At 64.3% G+C, this 14,321-nt stretch carries 11 protein-coding genes; all 11 read left to right on the top strand.

The window, feature by feature from the left end; translation table 11 throughout:
* The first annotated feature begins 67 nt into the window (after positions 1 to 67).
* The 11 genes from rsmH to ACFVSJ_RS19060 all read left to right on the top strand — a co-directional run bounded on the left by rsmH (position 68) and on the right by ACFVSJ_RS19060 (position 14,224).
* On the top strand, positions 68 to 1,066 hold the full coding sequence (gene rsmH, locus ACFVSJ_RS19110; protein WP_387438571.1) for a 16S rRNA (cytosine(1402)-N(4))-methyltransferase RsmH: 999 nt from the start codon (positions 68 to 70) through the stop codon (positions 1,064 to 1,066).
* Complete coding sequence (locus ACFVSJ_RS19105) at positions 1,063 to 1,728, top strand: hypothetical protein (RefSeq protein WP_387438570.1); 666 nt, start codon at positions 1,063 to 1,065, stop codon at positions 1,726 to 1,728. The genes rsmH and ACFVSJ_RS19105 overlap by 4 nt, the downstream gene beginning before the upstream one ends.
* A gap of 42 nt (positions 1,729 to 1,770) precedes the next feature.
* Positions 1,771 to 3,567: a peptidoglycan D,D-transpeptidase FtsI family protein gene (locus ACFVSJ_RS19100; protein ID WP_387438569.1), complete on the top strand. Its 1,797-nt coding sequence runs from the start codon at positions 1,771 to 1,773 to the stop codon at positions 3,565 to 3,567.
* 104 nt (positions 3,568 to 3,671) lie between these two features.
* Positions 3,672 to 5,306: a UDP-N-acetylmuramoyl-L-alanyl-D-glutamate--2,6-diaminopimelate ligase gene (locus ACFVSJ_RS19095; protein WP_387438568.1), complete on the top strand. Its 1,635-nt coding sequence runs from the start codon at positions 3,672 to 3,674 to the stop codon at positions 5,304 to 5,306.
* 6 nt (positions 5,307 to 5,312) lie between these two features.
* The gene (gene murF / locus ACFVSJ_RS19090) at positions 5,313 to 6,803 is read left to right on the top strand and encodes a UDP-N-acetylmuramoyl-tripeptide--D-alanyl-D-alanine ligase (RefSeq protein ID WP_387438566.1); all 1,491 of its coding nucleotides are present in this window, start codon (positions 5,313 to 5,315) and stop codon (positions 6,801 to 6,803) included.
* A complete protein-coding gene (gene mraY / locus ACFVSJ_RS19085; RefSeq protein ID WP_387438565.1) occupies positions 6,800 to 7,909 on the top strand; it encodes a phospho-N-acetylmuramoyl-pentapeptide-transferase in 1,110 nt (369 codons plus the stop codon). Before murF ends, mraY begins: the two co-directional genes overlap by 4 nt.
* Positions 7,891 to 9,468 carry a UDP-N-acetylmuramoyl-L-alanine--D-glutamate ligase gene (gene murD, locus ACFVSJ_RS19080; protein ID WP_387438563.1) on the top strand — a complete coding sequence of 526 codons (1,578 nt, stop codon included), beginning with the start codon at positions 7,891 to 7,893 and terminating at the stop codon, positions 9,466 to 9,468. The genes mraY and murD overlap by 19 nt, the downstream gene beginning before the upstream one ends.
* A 2-nt stretch (positions 9,469 to 9,470) precedes the next feature.
* Complete coding sequence (gene ftsW / locus ACFVSJ_RS19075; RefSeq protein ID WP_387438562.1) at positions 9,471 to 10,778, top strand: putative lipid II flippase FtsW; 1,308 nt, start codon at positions 9,471 to 9,473, stop codon at positions 10,776 to 10,778.
* The gene (gene murG, locus ACFVSJ_RS19070) at positions 10,775 to 11,893 is read left to right on the top strand and encodes an undecaprenyldiphospho-muramoylpentapeptide beta-N-acetylglucosaminyltransferase (RefSeq protein ID WP_387438560.1); all 1,119 of its coding nucleotides are present in this window, start codon (positions 10,775 to 10,777) and stop codon (positions 11,891 to 11,893) included. The genes ftsW and murG overlap by 4 nt, the downstream gene beginning before the upstream one ends.
* Positions 11,890 to 13,260, top strand: a complete 1,371-nt coding sequence (gene murC, locus ACFVSJ_RS19065; protein ID WP_387438558.1) for a UDP-N-acetylmuramate--L-alanine ligase — start codon at positions 11,890 to 11,892, stop codon at positions 13,258 to 13,260. Before murG ends, murC begins: the two co-directional genes overlap by 4 nt.
* Positions 13,253 to 14,224 carry an FtsQ-type POTRA domain-containing protein gene (locus ACFVSJ_RS19060; protein WP_387438556.1) on the top strand — a complete coding sequence of 324 codons (972 nt, stop codon included), beginning with the start codon at positions 13,253 to 13,255 and terminating at the stop codon, positions 14,222 to 14,224. Before murC ends, ACFVSJ_RS19060 begins: the two co-directional genes overlap by 8 nt.
* The last annotated feature ends 97 nt before the right edge of the window (positions 14,225 to 14,321 follow it).

Genomic DNA, 14,321 nt, shown 5'->3' with positions numbered 1-14,321 from the left:
CGATAGGCGCGGATGGGGATCCGGTTCAAGAACCACCAGCAAGGCCATTGAGGAAAGAGGAGGCAGCGTGGAGGAGCAAGACGCGGCAAAGCCGACATCGGAACGCCACGTACCTGTCCTGAAAGACCGCTGTATCAATCTCCTTGCCCCTGGCTTTGAGGCCGCCCGGAAGCGGGGCGAAACGCCAGTTGCCATTGATGCAACGCTGGGCATGGGTGGACACTCCGAAGCGATGCTGCAGCGGTTCCCCGATCTGCACCTTGTGGGCATCGACCGTGACGAGGAAGCCCTTGCTTTGGCTGGCACCCGGCTGGAGCCTTTCGCGGGCCGCACCGATCTGGTCCATGCGGTCTATGACGAGATCGAAGATGTCCTGGCGGACCTTGGCATCGGCGAAGTTCACGGCATCTTGATGGATCTGGGCGTGTCTTCCCTGCAGCTTGACGAACGTGAGCGTGGCTTTGCCTACTCTTACGACGCGCCGCTGGACATGAGGATGGACACGAGCCGCGGTCAGACAGCTGCCGATGTGGTCAATAACTACAGCGAGGAAGACCTCGTGCGGATCATCCGCAAGTGGGGCGAAGAAAAGTTTGCCGGTCGCATCGCCAACAGGATTGTCAGCGCCCGCGCCCTAAAGCCGTTCGCCACCACGGGGGAGCTCGTGGAGCAGATCCGTGCAGTGGTCCCTGCCGGAGCTGCCAAGAGTGGCGGGCACCCGGCCAAGCGCACCTTCCAGGCCCTGCGGATCGAGGTCAATGAGGAACTGGATGTCCTGGAGCGGGCGGTCCCGGCCGCCGTTGCCTCCATTGCGCTGGGGGGCCGTGTGGTGGTCATGTCCTACCACTCCTTGGAAGACAAGATCGTCAAGTCGGTTTTCCAGGCGGGGTCCAAGTCTTCGGCTCCCGTGGGCTTCCCCGTGGAACTGGAAGAACACAAGCCCGAGCTGAAAACACTGACCAGGGGCACCGAGGTGCCCACCGCCGAAGAAATTGCCGAGAACCCACGCGCAGCATCAGCCCGGTTGCGGGCCGTGGAGCGCATCAAGCCAAGGAGAGCCGTATGAGCAACGCAGCAGCGAAATCGTTGCCCTCCGTGGTGGGCGCCACCGCCCGGGCGCTTCCCTCCCCGGCCGGAAAGCCCGGGGAGGGACGCAGGCAGCGGACCCCGCTCTCCGTAGTGCGCAGCGCCCCGGGGAGGCGGCGGACACCTGTGGTTGTCCTGTGCCTCGTTGCCTTGGCCGCTGCCCTCTTGACGGTGTTGGTGTTGAACATTTCAGTTTCCACGGCCCAATACCGATTGGTCCAGTTGAAGGCCGAGGCTGCGACCCTGACCAAGGAAAACCAGGATCTGACACAGCGGAAGCAGAACTACGAGGCTCCCCAGAACCTGGCAGCGAAGGCGGCAGAATTGGGGATGGTACAGTCCACCGTCAAGGGGCAGATCGATGTGAACACCATGACGGTCACCGGAAAGGCAACCCCGGCCGTCAAGGGAGAGAATCCCTCGGCGCTTATTGCCCCTCCGGCGATTGCCGGGCAGCTTGACGTGGTTCCTTCGGTGACAACCAAGGATCCGCTGGAGAACCTCAAACCGGCAACCCCCTCGGCGCCGGACTCCTCGGCTCAGGCAACAGCCCCGGCCACGCCGGCTGGTGGAGCGACGCCTGCGCCTGAACTCCACGGAGGATCTGTCCCGGCTCCCCAGCAAAAGACACCAGGGCACTAACCAGACCGACCACTGAACCAAGGCCAGCAGCAAGGAATCAACGTGGCGCAGAACCCCGGCAAATCGAAAAAGACGAAGGTGCCGGCGGCGAGGAAGCGCCTGCGGGTTGGTTTGGGCATCATGCTCACCTTGCTGCTGGTGGTGGGCGGCAAGCTGTTCATGGTCCAAGGCTTGGACATGGGTGGCATGGCCGAGGCCGCCCTCGCCAACCGCCTGACGCCCCAGGTCCTGCCGGCTGAGCGCGGAAGAATCGTCGATGCCAACGGAACCGTGCTGGCGAGCAGCGTTATCCGGTACAACATCGTGGTGGATCAGGTCCTGAATACTGCAACCACCGAGTTCAAGAGATACAACCAGGAGACTGAGGCCGTGGAGACAATCTCCCGGGACCACGGGATCACCGAACTGGCCACCTTGCTCGGCACCGATGCTGCCAAAGTCCGGGAATCACTGACCGGCGACAAAAAGTATTTTGTTGTAGCCAAGGACGTCAAGCCTGAGCTTGAGGACAGGATCTCGAAACTCCATGTCCCGGGTATCGCCGCGGAAGGCGTCAGCAAACGCGTGTACCCCAACGGGAGCGTGGCCGGCGGGGTTGTCGGTTTCCTCCAGGACGGCACTACCGGCCAGGCGGGCATCGAGCAGACCCAGGACGAGGTGCTGCGCGGCACTGAAGGCAAGCGGGTCTTCGAGATCGGTGCCGACGGCCTCCGCATTCCCGTAGCCACGGATGAACTGACGCCTGCGGTGGATGGCAGCGACGTCAAACTGACCATCAACACGGACATCCAGTACTTCGCACAGCAGGCCATCCAGAGCCAGGTGAACAAGCTCAATGCCGAGTGGGGCGTCATTGTAGTCATGGACACCAAAACGGGCAACCTCATTGCCCTCGCTGATACGAATGCCCCCGATCCCAACGATCCCGGAAAAGTGGATGCCAAGGATCGTGGCGTCCGCGCGGTCACGGCTGCCTATGAACCGGGCTCCGTGGAGAAAATGATCACTGCCGCGGCTGTGATCGAAGAAGGCAAGTCCAATCCGTTGGACCACTTCACCATTCCGCCTTCCTACACGATCGACGGCCAGACGTTTACGGATGCCTTCGAACACGGGACCGAAGAGCGGACTCTCGCCGGGATCCTGGGGTGGTCCATGAACACTGGAACCGTCATGGCCGGCAGCAGGTTGAGCAAGGAACAGCGGTACGACTGGCTGAGGAAGTTCGGCATTGGCGAACAAACGGACATCGGCCTGCCGGCCGAAGCTACGGGCATCCTTGCCAAACCCGAGCAGTGGGACGAACGCCAGCAATACACCGTGCTGTTTGGCCAAGGCGTCTCGCAATCGACGCTCCAAACGGTCCGCGCCTACCAGAGCATCGCCAACAACGGAGTGATGCTGCAGCCACGGCTCATTGACAGCTACATCACTCCGGACGGGGTGGAACAAAAGGTCCCAGCCAAGGACACCAGGCAAGTCGTCTCCAAGGAGACTGCCCAGCAAGTCCGGGACATTCTTGAAAGCGCCGTCACGGAGGGCCAAATCAAGGATGCTGCGATCGATGGCTATCGGATAGGCGCCAAGACGGGAACGTCCCAGGCGCCTCGCGAGGACGGACTCCCGGGCTTTGATGGCTACACGGCCTCCATGGTGGGCATGGCTCCCATGGATGACCCGAGGTTCATCGTGGAAGTTGTCCTCCAGCGCCCGAAGGGCAGCATCTACGGGATCACCAACGGGCCGGTCTTCCGGTCGGTTATGTCGCAGGTACTGAGGACCTACAACGTGGCGCCGTCCACGGGGACGCCCGCGCACTTGCCGCAGTTCGTCAAGTAAGCTTCTTGGGCGTCTGTTTCGGCCCCAAGTTTCGATCCAGCACGACCGGTCCGGTGCCCATGGCAGCCGGCCGGTCGTTCCACTGAGCACCAATGGAGAACCACGTGTCAGAGCAAAATGAGGCAGCTTCCAACGCCACGACGCCGGAGGCCGGGTCCGCGTTCCGTCCCGGGTCCGTTGCGTCCGTGCCCCTCGAAGTCATTGCCGGGGCCCTTGGTGTCGCAGCGCCAGAGGCCACTGAAGGTGGGGGAGTAACGGGGATTTCCCTGAACTCCCGAGCGATCGAACCTGGCGATCTGTACATGGCCCTTCCGGGGGCCAGCCGCCACGGTGCCGATTTTGTTGACCAGGCTGTTGAAGCTGGTGCTGTGGCAGTGGTGACGGACGACGCCGGCGCCCGCCAGCTTGCGCTGTCAGGCGAGCAGCCCGTTCCTGTGCTGATCATCGATCAGCCCAGGGCCGCCGTCGGACGCCTGGCTGCCTTGATCTACCGCAGCCAGCCCGACGAAGGCGGGCACCCCACTCTGTTCGGCGTTACGGGCACCAACGGCAAGACCACCACGACGTACTTCGTTAATTCGTTGCTGCGGGCGCTGGGCAAGGTTCCCGGCCTCATCGGCACCATCGAGATCCTTGCCGGCGGGGATCCGATTCCCAGCCTGCTCACCACGCCGGAGTCCACGGACGTCCACGGTCTGCTGGCGCTCATGCGTGAAAAAGGACTCGACGCAGCGTCCATGGAAGTCTCCTCCCATGCCCTTTCCTACCACAGGGTGGATGGCGTGATGTTTGATGTGGCGGGCTTCACCAACCTCACCCAGGACCACCTGGACCTCCATGGCAGCATGGAAGAGTACTTCCGCACCAAGGCTGAGTTGTTCACCGCTGCGCGGGCCCGGCAGGCAGTGGTCACGGTGGACGATGCCTGGGGTCGGCGACTGGTGGAGCTCGCGGACATCCCCGTCACCACCCTCGCAGCTGCCTCGGAAGACGTCGACGCCGACTGGCGGGTTGGGTCGGTCACACCACGGGGCTTGGGAACAGCCTTTGAACTGCTGCACCGGGACGGCCGTGTGCTTCGGGTCCACACCGGGCTGCCAGGCGACTTCAACGTGGCCAATGCCGCCCTGGCCACGGCAATGGTTGCCGCGTCCGGGGTGGACACCGATACGCTCCAGGGCGCGCTGGACCGGCATGATCCGTTCACGGTGGCCGTTCCGGGCCGCATGCAACTGGTGTCCACTGCACCCGCGTCGGTGGTTGACTTTGCCCACAACCCGGACGCACTGGCGCGGGCCCTCAAGGCTGTCCGTTCGTCCGAGGACGGGTCCCGGGTCATCGTGGTGTTTGGCGCCACCGGGCAGCGGGACCAGGGCAAGCGTCCCACCATGGGAGCCATTGCGGCCCGGCTGGCCGACGTCGTGATTGTGAGTGACGACGACCCCCACGACGAGGACGCCGCAGGCATCCGCGCCGAGGTTCTTGCCGGTGCCAGGGCAGCGCAGGACAAAGAGGGCCTGACCTGCGAAGTCATCGAGTCTTACCCCCGCGACGCCGCCATCCGGCTCGCCGTGGACCTGGCCACCGCGCAGGACACCATCCTCATTGCCGGCCGGGGACACGAGGTGTGGCAAGAGGTCAAGGGTGTCAACCTGGCGTTGGATGACCGGGTTGAATTGAGGAACGCCTTGACATCCAAGGGATTCAGCGTTTCATCGGACCAGCGGATAGAGTCCTGAACCGAGATGATTGCATTTACTGCGGCGGAGATCGCCGACATCACCCATGGCCGTTTGACCGGAAGCGGGGACATCGTGCCCGGTTCGGTCGTCACCGATTCGAGGGAAGCGACCCCGGGTTCGCTCTACGTCGCCAAGCCCGGCGAACACGCTGACGGCCACGACTTCGTCAGCGCGGCCTTTGACCGCGGCGCCGTCCTGGTACTCGGCGAACGCGAAGTTGCCGATGCCGACGGCGAGCCGTATCCCGCCGTCGTGGTTGACGATGCCGTGATCGCCATGGGCGCCCTGGCCGCAGAAGCCGTGCGCCGTATCCGCGCTGCACGAGCGCAGCGCGGCGAGGACTTCACCGTCATCGGGATCACGGGTTCCGCCGGAAAAACCACCACAAAGGACCTTCTCGCCGGCATCCTGTCCCAGGCAGGCCAAACCGTGGCGCCCCAGGGTTCCTACAACGGCGAAGTGGGCGTTCCGCTTACGGTGTTCACCGCAACCGCAGACACCCGCTTCCTGGTCATCGAGATGGGTGCCACGGGCCTCGGCCACATCAAGTACCTCGCGGACATGGTCAAACCCGACATTGGAATGGTGCTGGTGGTGGGCACCGCGCACGCAGGCGAGTTTGGCGGCGTCGAGAACATCGCGAAGACCAAGGGCGAACTCGTCGAAGCCCTCGGCGAAGACGGCACTGCCGTCATCAACCTAGACGACGGCCGGGTGGCCGCCATGCGGTCCCGGACCAAGGCCCGGGTGCTTGGATTCACTTCCGCACCTGGCACCAACGAGGAAGTGGAAGCCCGCAACGTCGTGGTCAACCCACAAGGCCACCCTGATTTTGACCTGGTACTGCCCGACGGCGGTCCCGCCGTTGAGGTACGGAGCAAACTCATCGGCGGCCATCACGTCACCAACCTCCTGGCCGCGGCATCCGCGGCATTCGCCGCGGGCATTCCCGCTGCCGACATAGCGGCCTCGCTGAGTTCCCAGTCTGCTGCCAGCCGTTGGCGGATGGAGCGGACGGAACGTCCCGATGGCGTCACCATCATCAACGACGCTTACAACGCCAACCCCGAGTCCATGCGTGCAGCACTGCGGACCCTCGCTGACCTGGGCCAGGGACGGCGCACCTGGGCCGTCCTGGGAGCGATGCTTGAGCTGGGGGAGGACTCCATCCGCGAGCACACCGCGGTAGGCACGCAGGTGGTTCGACTCAACATCTCCAGGCTGGTGGTCGTGGGCCGCGAAGCCCGGGCCCTGTACGTCTCGGCCATCCAGGAAGGTTCCTGGGGAGACGAATGCTCGTTCACGGAGACAGCCGAGGAAGCGTATGAGCTGCTGCAGCGGGAACTGCAGCCCGGCGACCTGGTCCTGTTCAAGTCCTCCAACGGTGTTGGGCTGAGGCACTTGGGCGATCGGATAGCATTACCCCCACGGGCCGAGCCCATCGGGGAAGAAGCGGCAACTGACGCCGCAAGCGAAGGGAACGAGCTGCTGTGATTGCACTATTGATCGGCGCCGGCGTCGCCCTTTTGGTGGCCCTCATAGGCACGCCCCTGTTCATCCGGTTCCTCGTGGCCAAGAGCTACGGGCAGTTCATCCGCGACGACGGACCCACCTCGCACCACACCAAGCGCGGCACCCCCACCATGGGTGGCACAGTGGTTGTGGCGGCAGTCCTGGTGAGCTACTTCGTCACGCACCTGATCATGTGGTTGATGAATCCCCGCTCGCCTGGTCCGTCCGCCTCCGGCCTGCTCCTGCTGTTCCTGATGGTAGGCATGGGCTTCGTTGGCTTCCTGGACGATTACATCAAAATCTCCAACAAGCGCAGCCTGGGCCTGAACGCCCGCGCCAAGCTCATCCTGCAGGCCGCCGTGGGCATTATCTTTGCGATCCTGGTGCTCCAGTTCCCCAACGAGGACGGGTTGCGGCCCGCTTCCACACAGATATCGCTGGTGCGTGACATCCCCTGGCTGGACCTTGCGTTCGCCGGCACGGTGGTGGGGGCCATCCTCTTCATCATCTGGTCCAACCTGATCATCACAGCCGCAACCAACGGCGTGAACCTGACCGACGGGCTTGACGGCCTTGCGGCGGGCGCGTCCATCATGGTCTTTGGTGCCTACACCATCATGGGCATCTGGCAGAACAACCAGGCCTGCGGGTCACCCCGGGAGGCCGGGAGCGGTTGCTACCAAGTGCGGGACCCCATGGACCTCGCGCTCCTTGCCGCCATCCTCAGTGCGGCCTTGGTCGGTTTCCTCTGGTGGAACACCTCGCCCGCCAAGATCTTCATGGGCGACACCGGATCGCTGGCGATCGGCGGTGCCGTAGCCGGCTTCGCCATCCTTTCCCGCACGGAACTGCTCCTGGCCTTCATCGGTGGCCTGTTCGTCCTGATCACGTTGTCCGTGATCATCCAAGTGGGTTTCTTCAGGTTGTCCGGCGGCAAACGGGTCTTCAAGATGGCACCGCTGCAACACCACTTTGAACTCAAGGGATGGGCGGAAGTTACGGTGGTGGTCAGGTTCTGGATCCTGGCCGGGCTCTTCGTCGCTGCAGGCCTCGGAATTTTCTACGCTGAATGGGTGGTGCTGCTGTGAACGGAACGCCGGAGCCGACGTCGGCCATTGACCGTCTCAAAGACCTCACCACCTGGGATTCCGACTGGAGCGGCCTCCGCGTGGTGGTCACCGGAATCGGAGTGTCGGGTTTCGCTGCTGCGGACACCCTGATCGAGCTTGGTGCGCGGGTTGTGGTGGTGGACGCCGCCACCACAGCGAAGGCCGAGGCGCAGGCCGACACTTTGAAGATCGTGGGGGCCGTGGACGTGCTCCTGGGAGAGGATGCCGTCAGCGCCCTGCCCTTGATCGATGGCGAAAAACCTGAACTCGTGGTCACATCCCCGGGATGGCGGCCCGACCAAGCACTCTTGGCAGCAGCAAAACGCAAGCACATCCCGGTATGGGGCGATGTGGAGTTGGCATGGCGGCTCCGGGTCCGTGAGGGCCGGAAGACTGCGGACTGGTTGGCGATCACCGGAACCAACGGCAAAACCACCACTGTGGGAATGACCGAGTCAATGCTGCAGGCCGCCGGGCTCAAGGCCATTGCAGTGGGGAACGTTGGCACACCCATCCTGGACGCGCTGCGCGATCCCGTGGAGTACGACGCTTTTGCGGTGGAGTTGTCCAGCTTCCAGCTCCACTGGAGCCACTCCTTGTCTCCCGTGGCCAGCGTCTGCCTCAATGTCGCCGAGGACCACGTGGATTGGCACGGCTCCTACGAGTCATACCTGGCGGATAAGGCCAAGGTGTACGAGAACACCCAGAAGGCTGCCATCTACAATGCCGAGCAAATCGAAACCGAGCGCATGGTGGAGAATGCCGACGTCATCGAAGGCTGCCGGGCGATTGCCTTTACCACCAATACGCCCGCCATCAGCATGGTGGGCGTCGTAGACGGCCTTCTGGTTGACCGGGCCTTCATTGCGGAACGGAAGGACTCGGCCGCGGAACTCGCCGCCATGTCCGATCTCGGACCGGTGGCTCCGCGGCACATGGTGGCCAACGCTTTGGCAGCAGCCGCACTGGTCCGCGCCTACGGCGTGGAGCCGGCGGCCGTCAAGCAGGGACTGGTCAACTTCCTCCCCGGCGCGCACCGCATCCAGCTTGTGGCCAAGCACAACGATGTCCTGTGGATCAACGATTCCAAGGCCACGAACCCGCACGCAGCCTCAGCGGCCCTCTCGGCGTTCACCCAGGTGGTGTGGATTGCCGGGGGCCTGTCCAAGGGGGTCAACTACGACGACCTTGTGAAGGAGCAAGCGCCGCGGCTTAAGGCGGTGGTGCTCATTGGTACGGACACGGAGGCCCTGGAGGGCTCCCTCAGGCGACACGCACCGGATGTCCCCGTGATCGCGCAGCCCAAGGGCGACACTGAAAAGGTGGAGACCGCAGCCGCCTCGCCGATCTTTGGTGAGACCATCATGGCCCAGGCCGTGGCATCGGCAGCGGAAGTGGCAGGGCCGGGCGATACCGTCCTCATGGCACCGGCCGCAGCATCCATGGATCAGTTCTCTTCCTACGCTCACCGTGGCGACGCTTTCATCCAGGCAGTCCGCGAGCTCGTGGAAGGGCAGGCACAGACCACCGAGGAGTAACAATGGTCAGCACGCCCACCCGCAGCCGCGGTGGCGCCGGCAACGGCAAAGCCAGGACCTCCGAGGCTGCCGGCAAGAAGCCCGCCAGGCTTCGGGGACACGTCAGGACATTCTGGGAAAGCCTCGAAGGCAAGAGCGCGGCACCCAACAGCTCCACGTACTACCTCATCCTGGGGTGTGCCATGGCGTTGACCGCGATTGGTGTGATGATGGTGTTGTCGGCCTCCAGCGTGGAAGCAATCTCCGAGGGCAAGTCTCCGTACGCCGATGCGCTGAAGCAGGCGATGTTCGGCGTCGTGGGGCTCGTCGCCATGTACGTCATTTCCCGGACCAACGTCAGCTGGATGAAGAAGCTGTCCTGGTGGGGGCTCGGCGCCGTGGTTGTCCTCCTGATTGCCGTCCAGGTTTTCGGCCGCAGCGCCCTCGGCAACCAGAACTGGCTCGATGTCGGCGGGATCAGCATCCAGCCCTCCGAGATTTCCAAGCTGGTGTTGTGCGTGTGGATCGCTGCCGTGCTTGCCCGGAAGGAAAAGTACCTGAACCGTTGGATGCACGTCATCATTCCCGTGGTTCCCGGCGCAGGACTGGTGCTTGGCTTGATCCTCATCGGCAACGACCTCGGCACCGCAATCGTGGTCATGGCCATTGTGGCGGCAGGACTCTACTTCGCCGGCGTACCCGGGAAGATGCTGGCCATTGCCGGAGTCATCGGTGCCGTCGCCGCTACGGCAATGACCGTCATCAGCCCCAACCGCATGTGCCGTGTCACTGCCTGGCTCGGCGTTGCAGGTGACTCCTGCACCGCCGATTCGGACTTCAGCTACCAATCCACCAACGGCATGTACGGCCTGGCCCAAGGCAGCTGGACGGGCTTGGGCCTTGGCCAGAGCCGGCAGAAATACAACTGGCTGCCCGAGGCCCACAACGACTTCATTTTCGCCATCATTGGCGAGGAACTCGGACTGGTAGGCACCATCGTTGTCCTGGTGCTTTTCGCTATCCTGGGCATCGCGATTTTCCGCGTGGTGGTGCGACAGACCGATCCCTTCCAGCGCACCCTCGCCGGTGGCATCATGGTTTGGCTCCTGGGGCAGGCAAGCATGAACATGGCAGTGGTGACGCAGCTCCTGCCCGTGATCGGCGTTCCTTTGCCCTTCATCTCCGCAGGTGGTTCGGCGTTGGTGATGTCCCTGTGTGGCGTGGGCGTAGTGTTGTCCTTGGCCCGGGGCCAGCTACCCCCACAGCAGCGACCACGCCTTCTGCCACGTCGAACGCCCAAAACCGCACGAAAGCGTACCCGCACTTCATGACTCCCGAATCATCCCGGCCCGGCAAGCAGCTGTCCGTCGTTCTTGCAGGCGGCGGTACGGCCGGCCACATCACTCCGCTCCTGGCCATAGCGGACGCCATCAAGGCCAAGCGTCCGGAGGCTGCCATCCTGGCGGTGGGCACGCCGTCGGGTATGGAAACCAGGCTGATCCCGGCAGCGGGTTACGAGCTGGCCACGATCGACCGCGTACCGTTTCCCCGCCGGCCGTCGCTTGACCTGCTCAAGTTGCCAGGGCGCCTGTCCGGTGCCGTGAAGCAGGCCGGTCGCATCCTTGACGATGCGAAGGCCGACGTCCTTGTTGGCGTCGGCGGCTACGTGTGCACGCCCATGTACTTGGCCGCACGCAAGCGCCGCGTCCCGATCGTGATCCACGAGGCCAACATGAAGGCGGGGCTCGCCAACCGGGTTGGCGCCCGCTTCAGTGACCACGTGGCTGTGGCGTTCGCTGGTACCAAGCTGCGGGGCGCGCGGCACGTCGGCATGCCCATGCGCCGGGCCATTTCCGGATTGGACCGCGCCACAGCAGCCCCGGCCGCCAAAGCATCGCTCGGCTTGGACACCGACAGGCCGGCGCTCATCGTCACCGGTGGGTCTTCCGGCGCGGCAAGCATCAACCGTTCCGTGGCTGCCGCCCTCCCGGCCCTCGCGGCGGCAGGAATCCAGACGCTGCACATCACCGGAACGGGGAAGGCTGTCCACAACCACGACGGCGGCTTGCTCGCCGCCGAAGGTTACCGCCAAGTGGAGTATGTGGACGGGATGGAAAACGTCTATGCCGCTGCTGACGTTCTCCTGGCCCGGGCGGGGGCCGCTACTGTCAGCGAAGTGGCTGCAGTCGGCGTTCCGGCGGTCTTTGTTCCCTTGCCGATCGGCAATGGGGAGCAGGCATTGAACGCCGCTGCCTTGGTCGAGGCCGGCGCCGCGCTCCTCGTCGAGGACAAAGCACTGACTCCCGACTGGCTGGAGACCCGGCTGGTCCCACTCCTGTCGGACCGGCAGCGCTTGGAGACCATGGCCCGGACATCGGAGCACCTTGGTATTAGAAACGCCGATCAGCGCATGGCTGATCTTGTCCTGGAAGCGGTATCCGCATGACCCACACTGTTGACTCGCTGGAATCCCTTGGCCGTGTCCATTTCATCGGCATCGGTGGGGTGGGCATGTCCGCCGTGGCCCGGATCATGGTGGCCGCCGGCGTTCCCGTGAGCGGCACAGACGCCAAGGACCTGCCAGTGATGCACGATCTCGCGTCCGCTGGTGCCCGCATCAACGTCGGCTACGCGGCCGGCAACGTGGGCGATGCCCAGACGATCGTGGCCGGCTCCGCTATCCGGGAAGACAATCCCGAGCTCTCTGCTGCCCGTGCGGCGGGCTTGCCCGTGCTCCATCGGTCCCAAGCGCTGGCCGCCACCATGGCGGGCCACAAAGTGGTGACCGTCGCCGGAACGCACGGAAAATCGACCACGACCTCCATGGTCGCCGTCCTGCTCAAGGAAGCGGGCTTTGACCCGACGTTTGCCATCGGCGCCAATGTACCGGCCCTGGGGGTCAACGCTGCCCGTGGTTCTTCTGACATCTTCGTTGCCGAGGCCGACGAATCGGATGGTTCGTTCCTCAACTACCGGCCGTTGATCGCGGTGGTTACCAACGTCGAGGCGGATCACCTTGACCACTACGGCACGGCCGAGGCCGTCTACGCCTCCTTTGACAGCTTCGCGGAACTGTTGCCGCCCGAAGGCGTCCTGCTGGCTTGCGCCGACGACGCGGGCGCCAGGGCCCTGGCCGAACGTACGGCTTCAAAGGGAACCACCCGCGTTCTCACCTACGGAACAGCGGACGACGCCGATATCCGCCTTGCGGACGGGGGCCCGGGGGACGTTTCGGTCGCCGTCGCGGGCGCCCGCCACGCATTGAACCTGCAGGTGCCGGGACGGCACAATGCCTTGAATGCGGCGGCCGCCTTCGGTACGGCGCTTGAACTCGGCGTGCATCCGGCTGCAGCTGCCGCCGCCCTGGGACACTTCACCGGCGCCTCGCGGCGCTTCGAATTCAAAGGCCAGGGCAGGGGAGTGAGGGTCTACGACGACTATGCCCACCACCCCACAGAGGTCCGCGCGGCCCTGTCGGCTGCCAAGTCGGTGGCCGGACAGAACAAGGTCCATGTGCTGTTCCAGCCGCACCTCTTCTCAAGGACAAGGGAGTTCGCAGCCGAGTTCGCCGAGGCCCTGGACCTTGCCGATACCGCTCTGGTCCTGGACATCTACCCGGCCCGGGAAGATCCGATTCCCGGTGTGACAAGCGCCCTGATCGCTGACCGGCTCTCGCACGGCCACATGGTCGGTGCGCCGGACGCCGTAGCCACGATCGTCGAGGCCGCACGCGACGGGGACGTGGTGCTCACCGTGGGAGCGGGGGACGTTACCGCCTACGGACCCACGATCGTGGAGGCGCTGGATGGCTAGTACCCGCAAGCCGACCTTCAAGCCGGGAAGCGACGCGCAGCGCGGTGCCTCGGGCCGGGCGTCCACAGGGCAGCGGAGCCCGGGAGTCATCAGCGCCGAGCGGTCCATCGAACCTGTAGCCGTGCCGTCCTCCGGAAAAGCTGCGCCGTCCGTGCAGGACTCTCCCAAGGGCAAAGCCTCCCCGCGCGCCAAGCGGGGAGACAAAGCCTCCGCACGGGCGTCAGGCCAAGCGTCTGCCCCGGGGAATGTCATTGCCTTTCCGGAACCGAAACGCCGCCGCACCCGGCGCCACGTGCTGTGGGCTCTCCTTGCCGTGCTGGCTGTTGTTGCCCTGGTGGTCGGGGGCGCCGTCTTTTCACCCGCCCTGGCAGTACGGAGTATCACGGTGGACGGGACCAAACTCCTGACACCGGATGCGGTGCAGACTGCCTTGGCCAAGGTCCAGGGCAAACCGCTTCCGCAAGTGACCGAACAGGAGGTCAACGAGCTCCTGAAGCCGTTGGTCCAGGTGCGGTCCGCCACCATAGAGGCGCGCCCGCCGTCGGAATTGCTGGTCCACGTGGAAGAGCGTGTTCCCGTGGCGCTGCTGAAGCAAGGCGGGTCTTTCGTCATGGTCGACGTGGATGGCGTGCAGCTCGGAGCAACCCAAGATCAGTCCGCCGTGGCGCTTCCGCTGATTGACGCTGGCGCGGGAGCCGGCAACACCGCTCTCTTCAAGGCGATTGCTTCCGTGCTGAACACATTGCCCGCGGACGTGCTGGCAAAAATGTCCACCGCATCGGCCGCTTCGCCGGACGCGGTGGAGCTAAAATTGGTGGACGGAAAGACGGTAGTGTGGGGCAATGCCGAGGACAGGGAACTGAAGGCGAAGGCGCTTGAGGCATTGTTGAAAATGCCAGCCGATCCGAAGGTTCCAGTGAGTGTCTACGACGTCAGCGTACCGCGGCACCCGTTCACAAAATAGCTGTTTCAGAAGGTAACCCTGCGGTCGGAGAAGGCCTTATTTCTCCTCAATCAAGCGACACGCGCAAGCGGTCATTGCATGAGTGAAGCAGAGCAAA

Source organism: Paenarthrobacter sp. NPDC058040 (assembly GCF_042885775.1).
GTDB lineage: Bacteria > Actinomycetota > Actinomycetes > Actinomycetales > Micrococcaceae > Arthrobacter.
This window is presented reverse-complemented; position numbering and strand designations above follow the sequence as displayed.

Excerpts from the sequence above, each read along its gene's own strand:
- ACFVSJ_RS19105 (WP_387438570.1), top strand. The coding sequence starts at position 1,063 with ATGAGCAACGCAGCAGCGAAATCGTTGCCCTCCGTGGTGGGCGCCACC.
- murF (WP_387438566.1), top strand. The coding sequence starts at position 5,313 with ATGATTGCATTTACTGCGGCGGAGATCGCCGACATCACCCATGGCCGT.
- murD (WP_387438563.1), top strand. The coding sequence starts at position 7,891 with ATGGGTGGTGCTGCTGTGAACGGAACGCCGGAGCCGACGTCGGCCATT.
- ftsW (WP_387438562.1), top strand. The coding sequence starts at position 9,471 with ATGGTCAGCACGCCCACCCGCAGCCGCGGTGGCGCCGGCAACGGCAAA.
- murG (WP_387438560.1), top strand. The coding sequence starts at position 10,775 with ATGACTCCCGAATCATCCCGGCCCGGCAAGCAGCTGTCCGTCGTTCTT.
- murC (WP_387438558.1), top strand. The coding sequence starts at position 11,890 with ATGACCCACACTGTTGACTCGCTGGAATCCCTTGGCCGTGTCCATTTC.
- ACFVSJ_RS19060 (WP_387438556.1), top strand. The coding sequence starts at position 13,253 with ATGGCTAGTACCCGCAAGCCGACCTTCAAGCCGGGAAGCGACGCGCAG.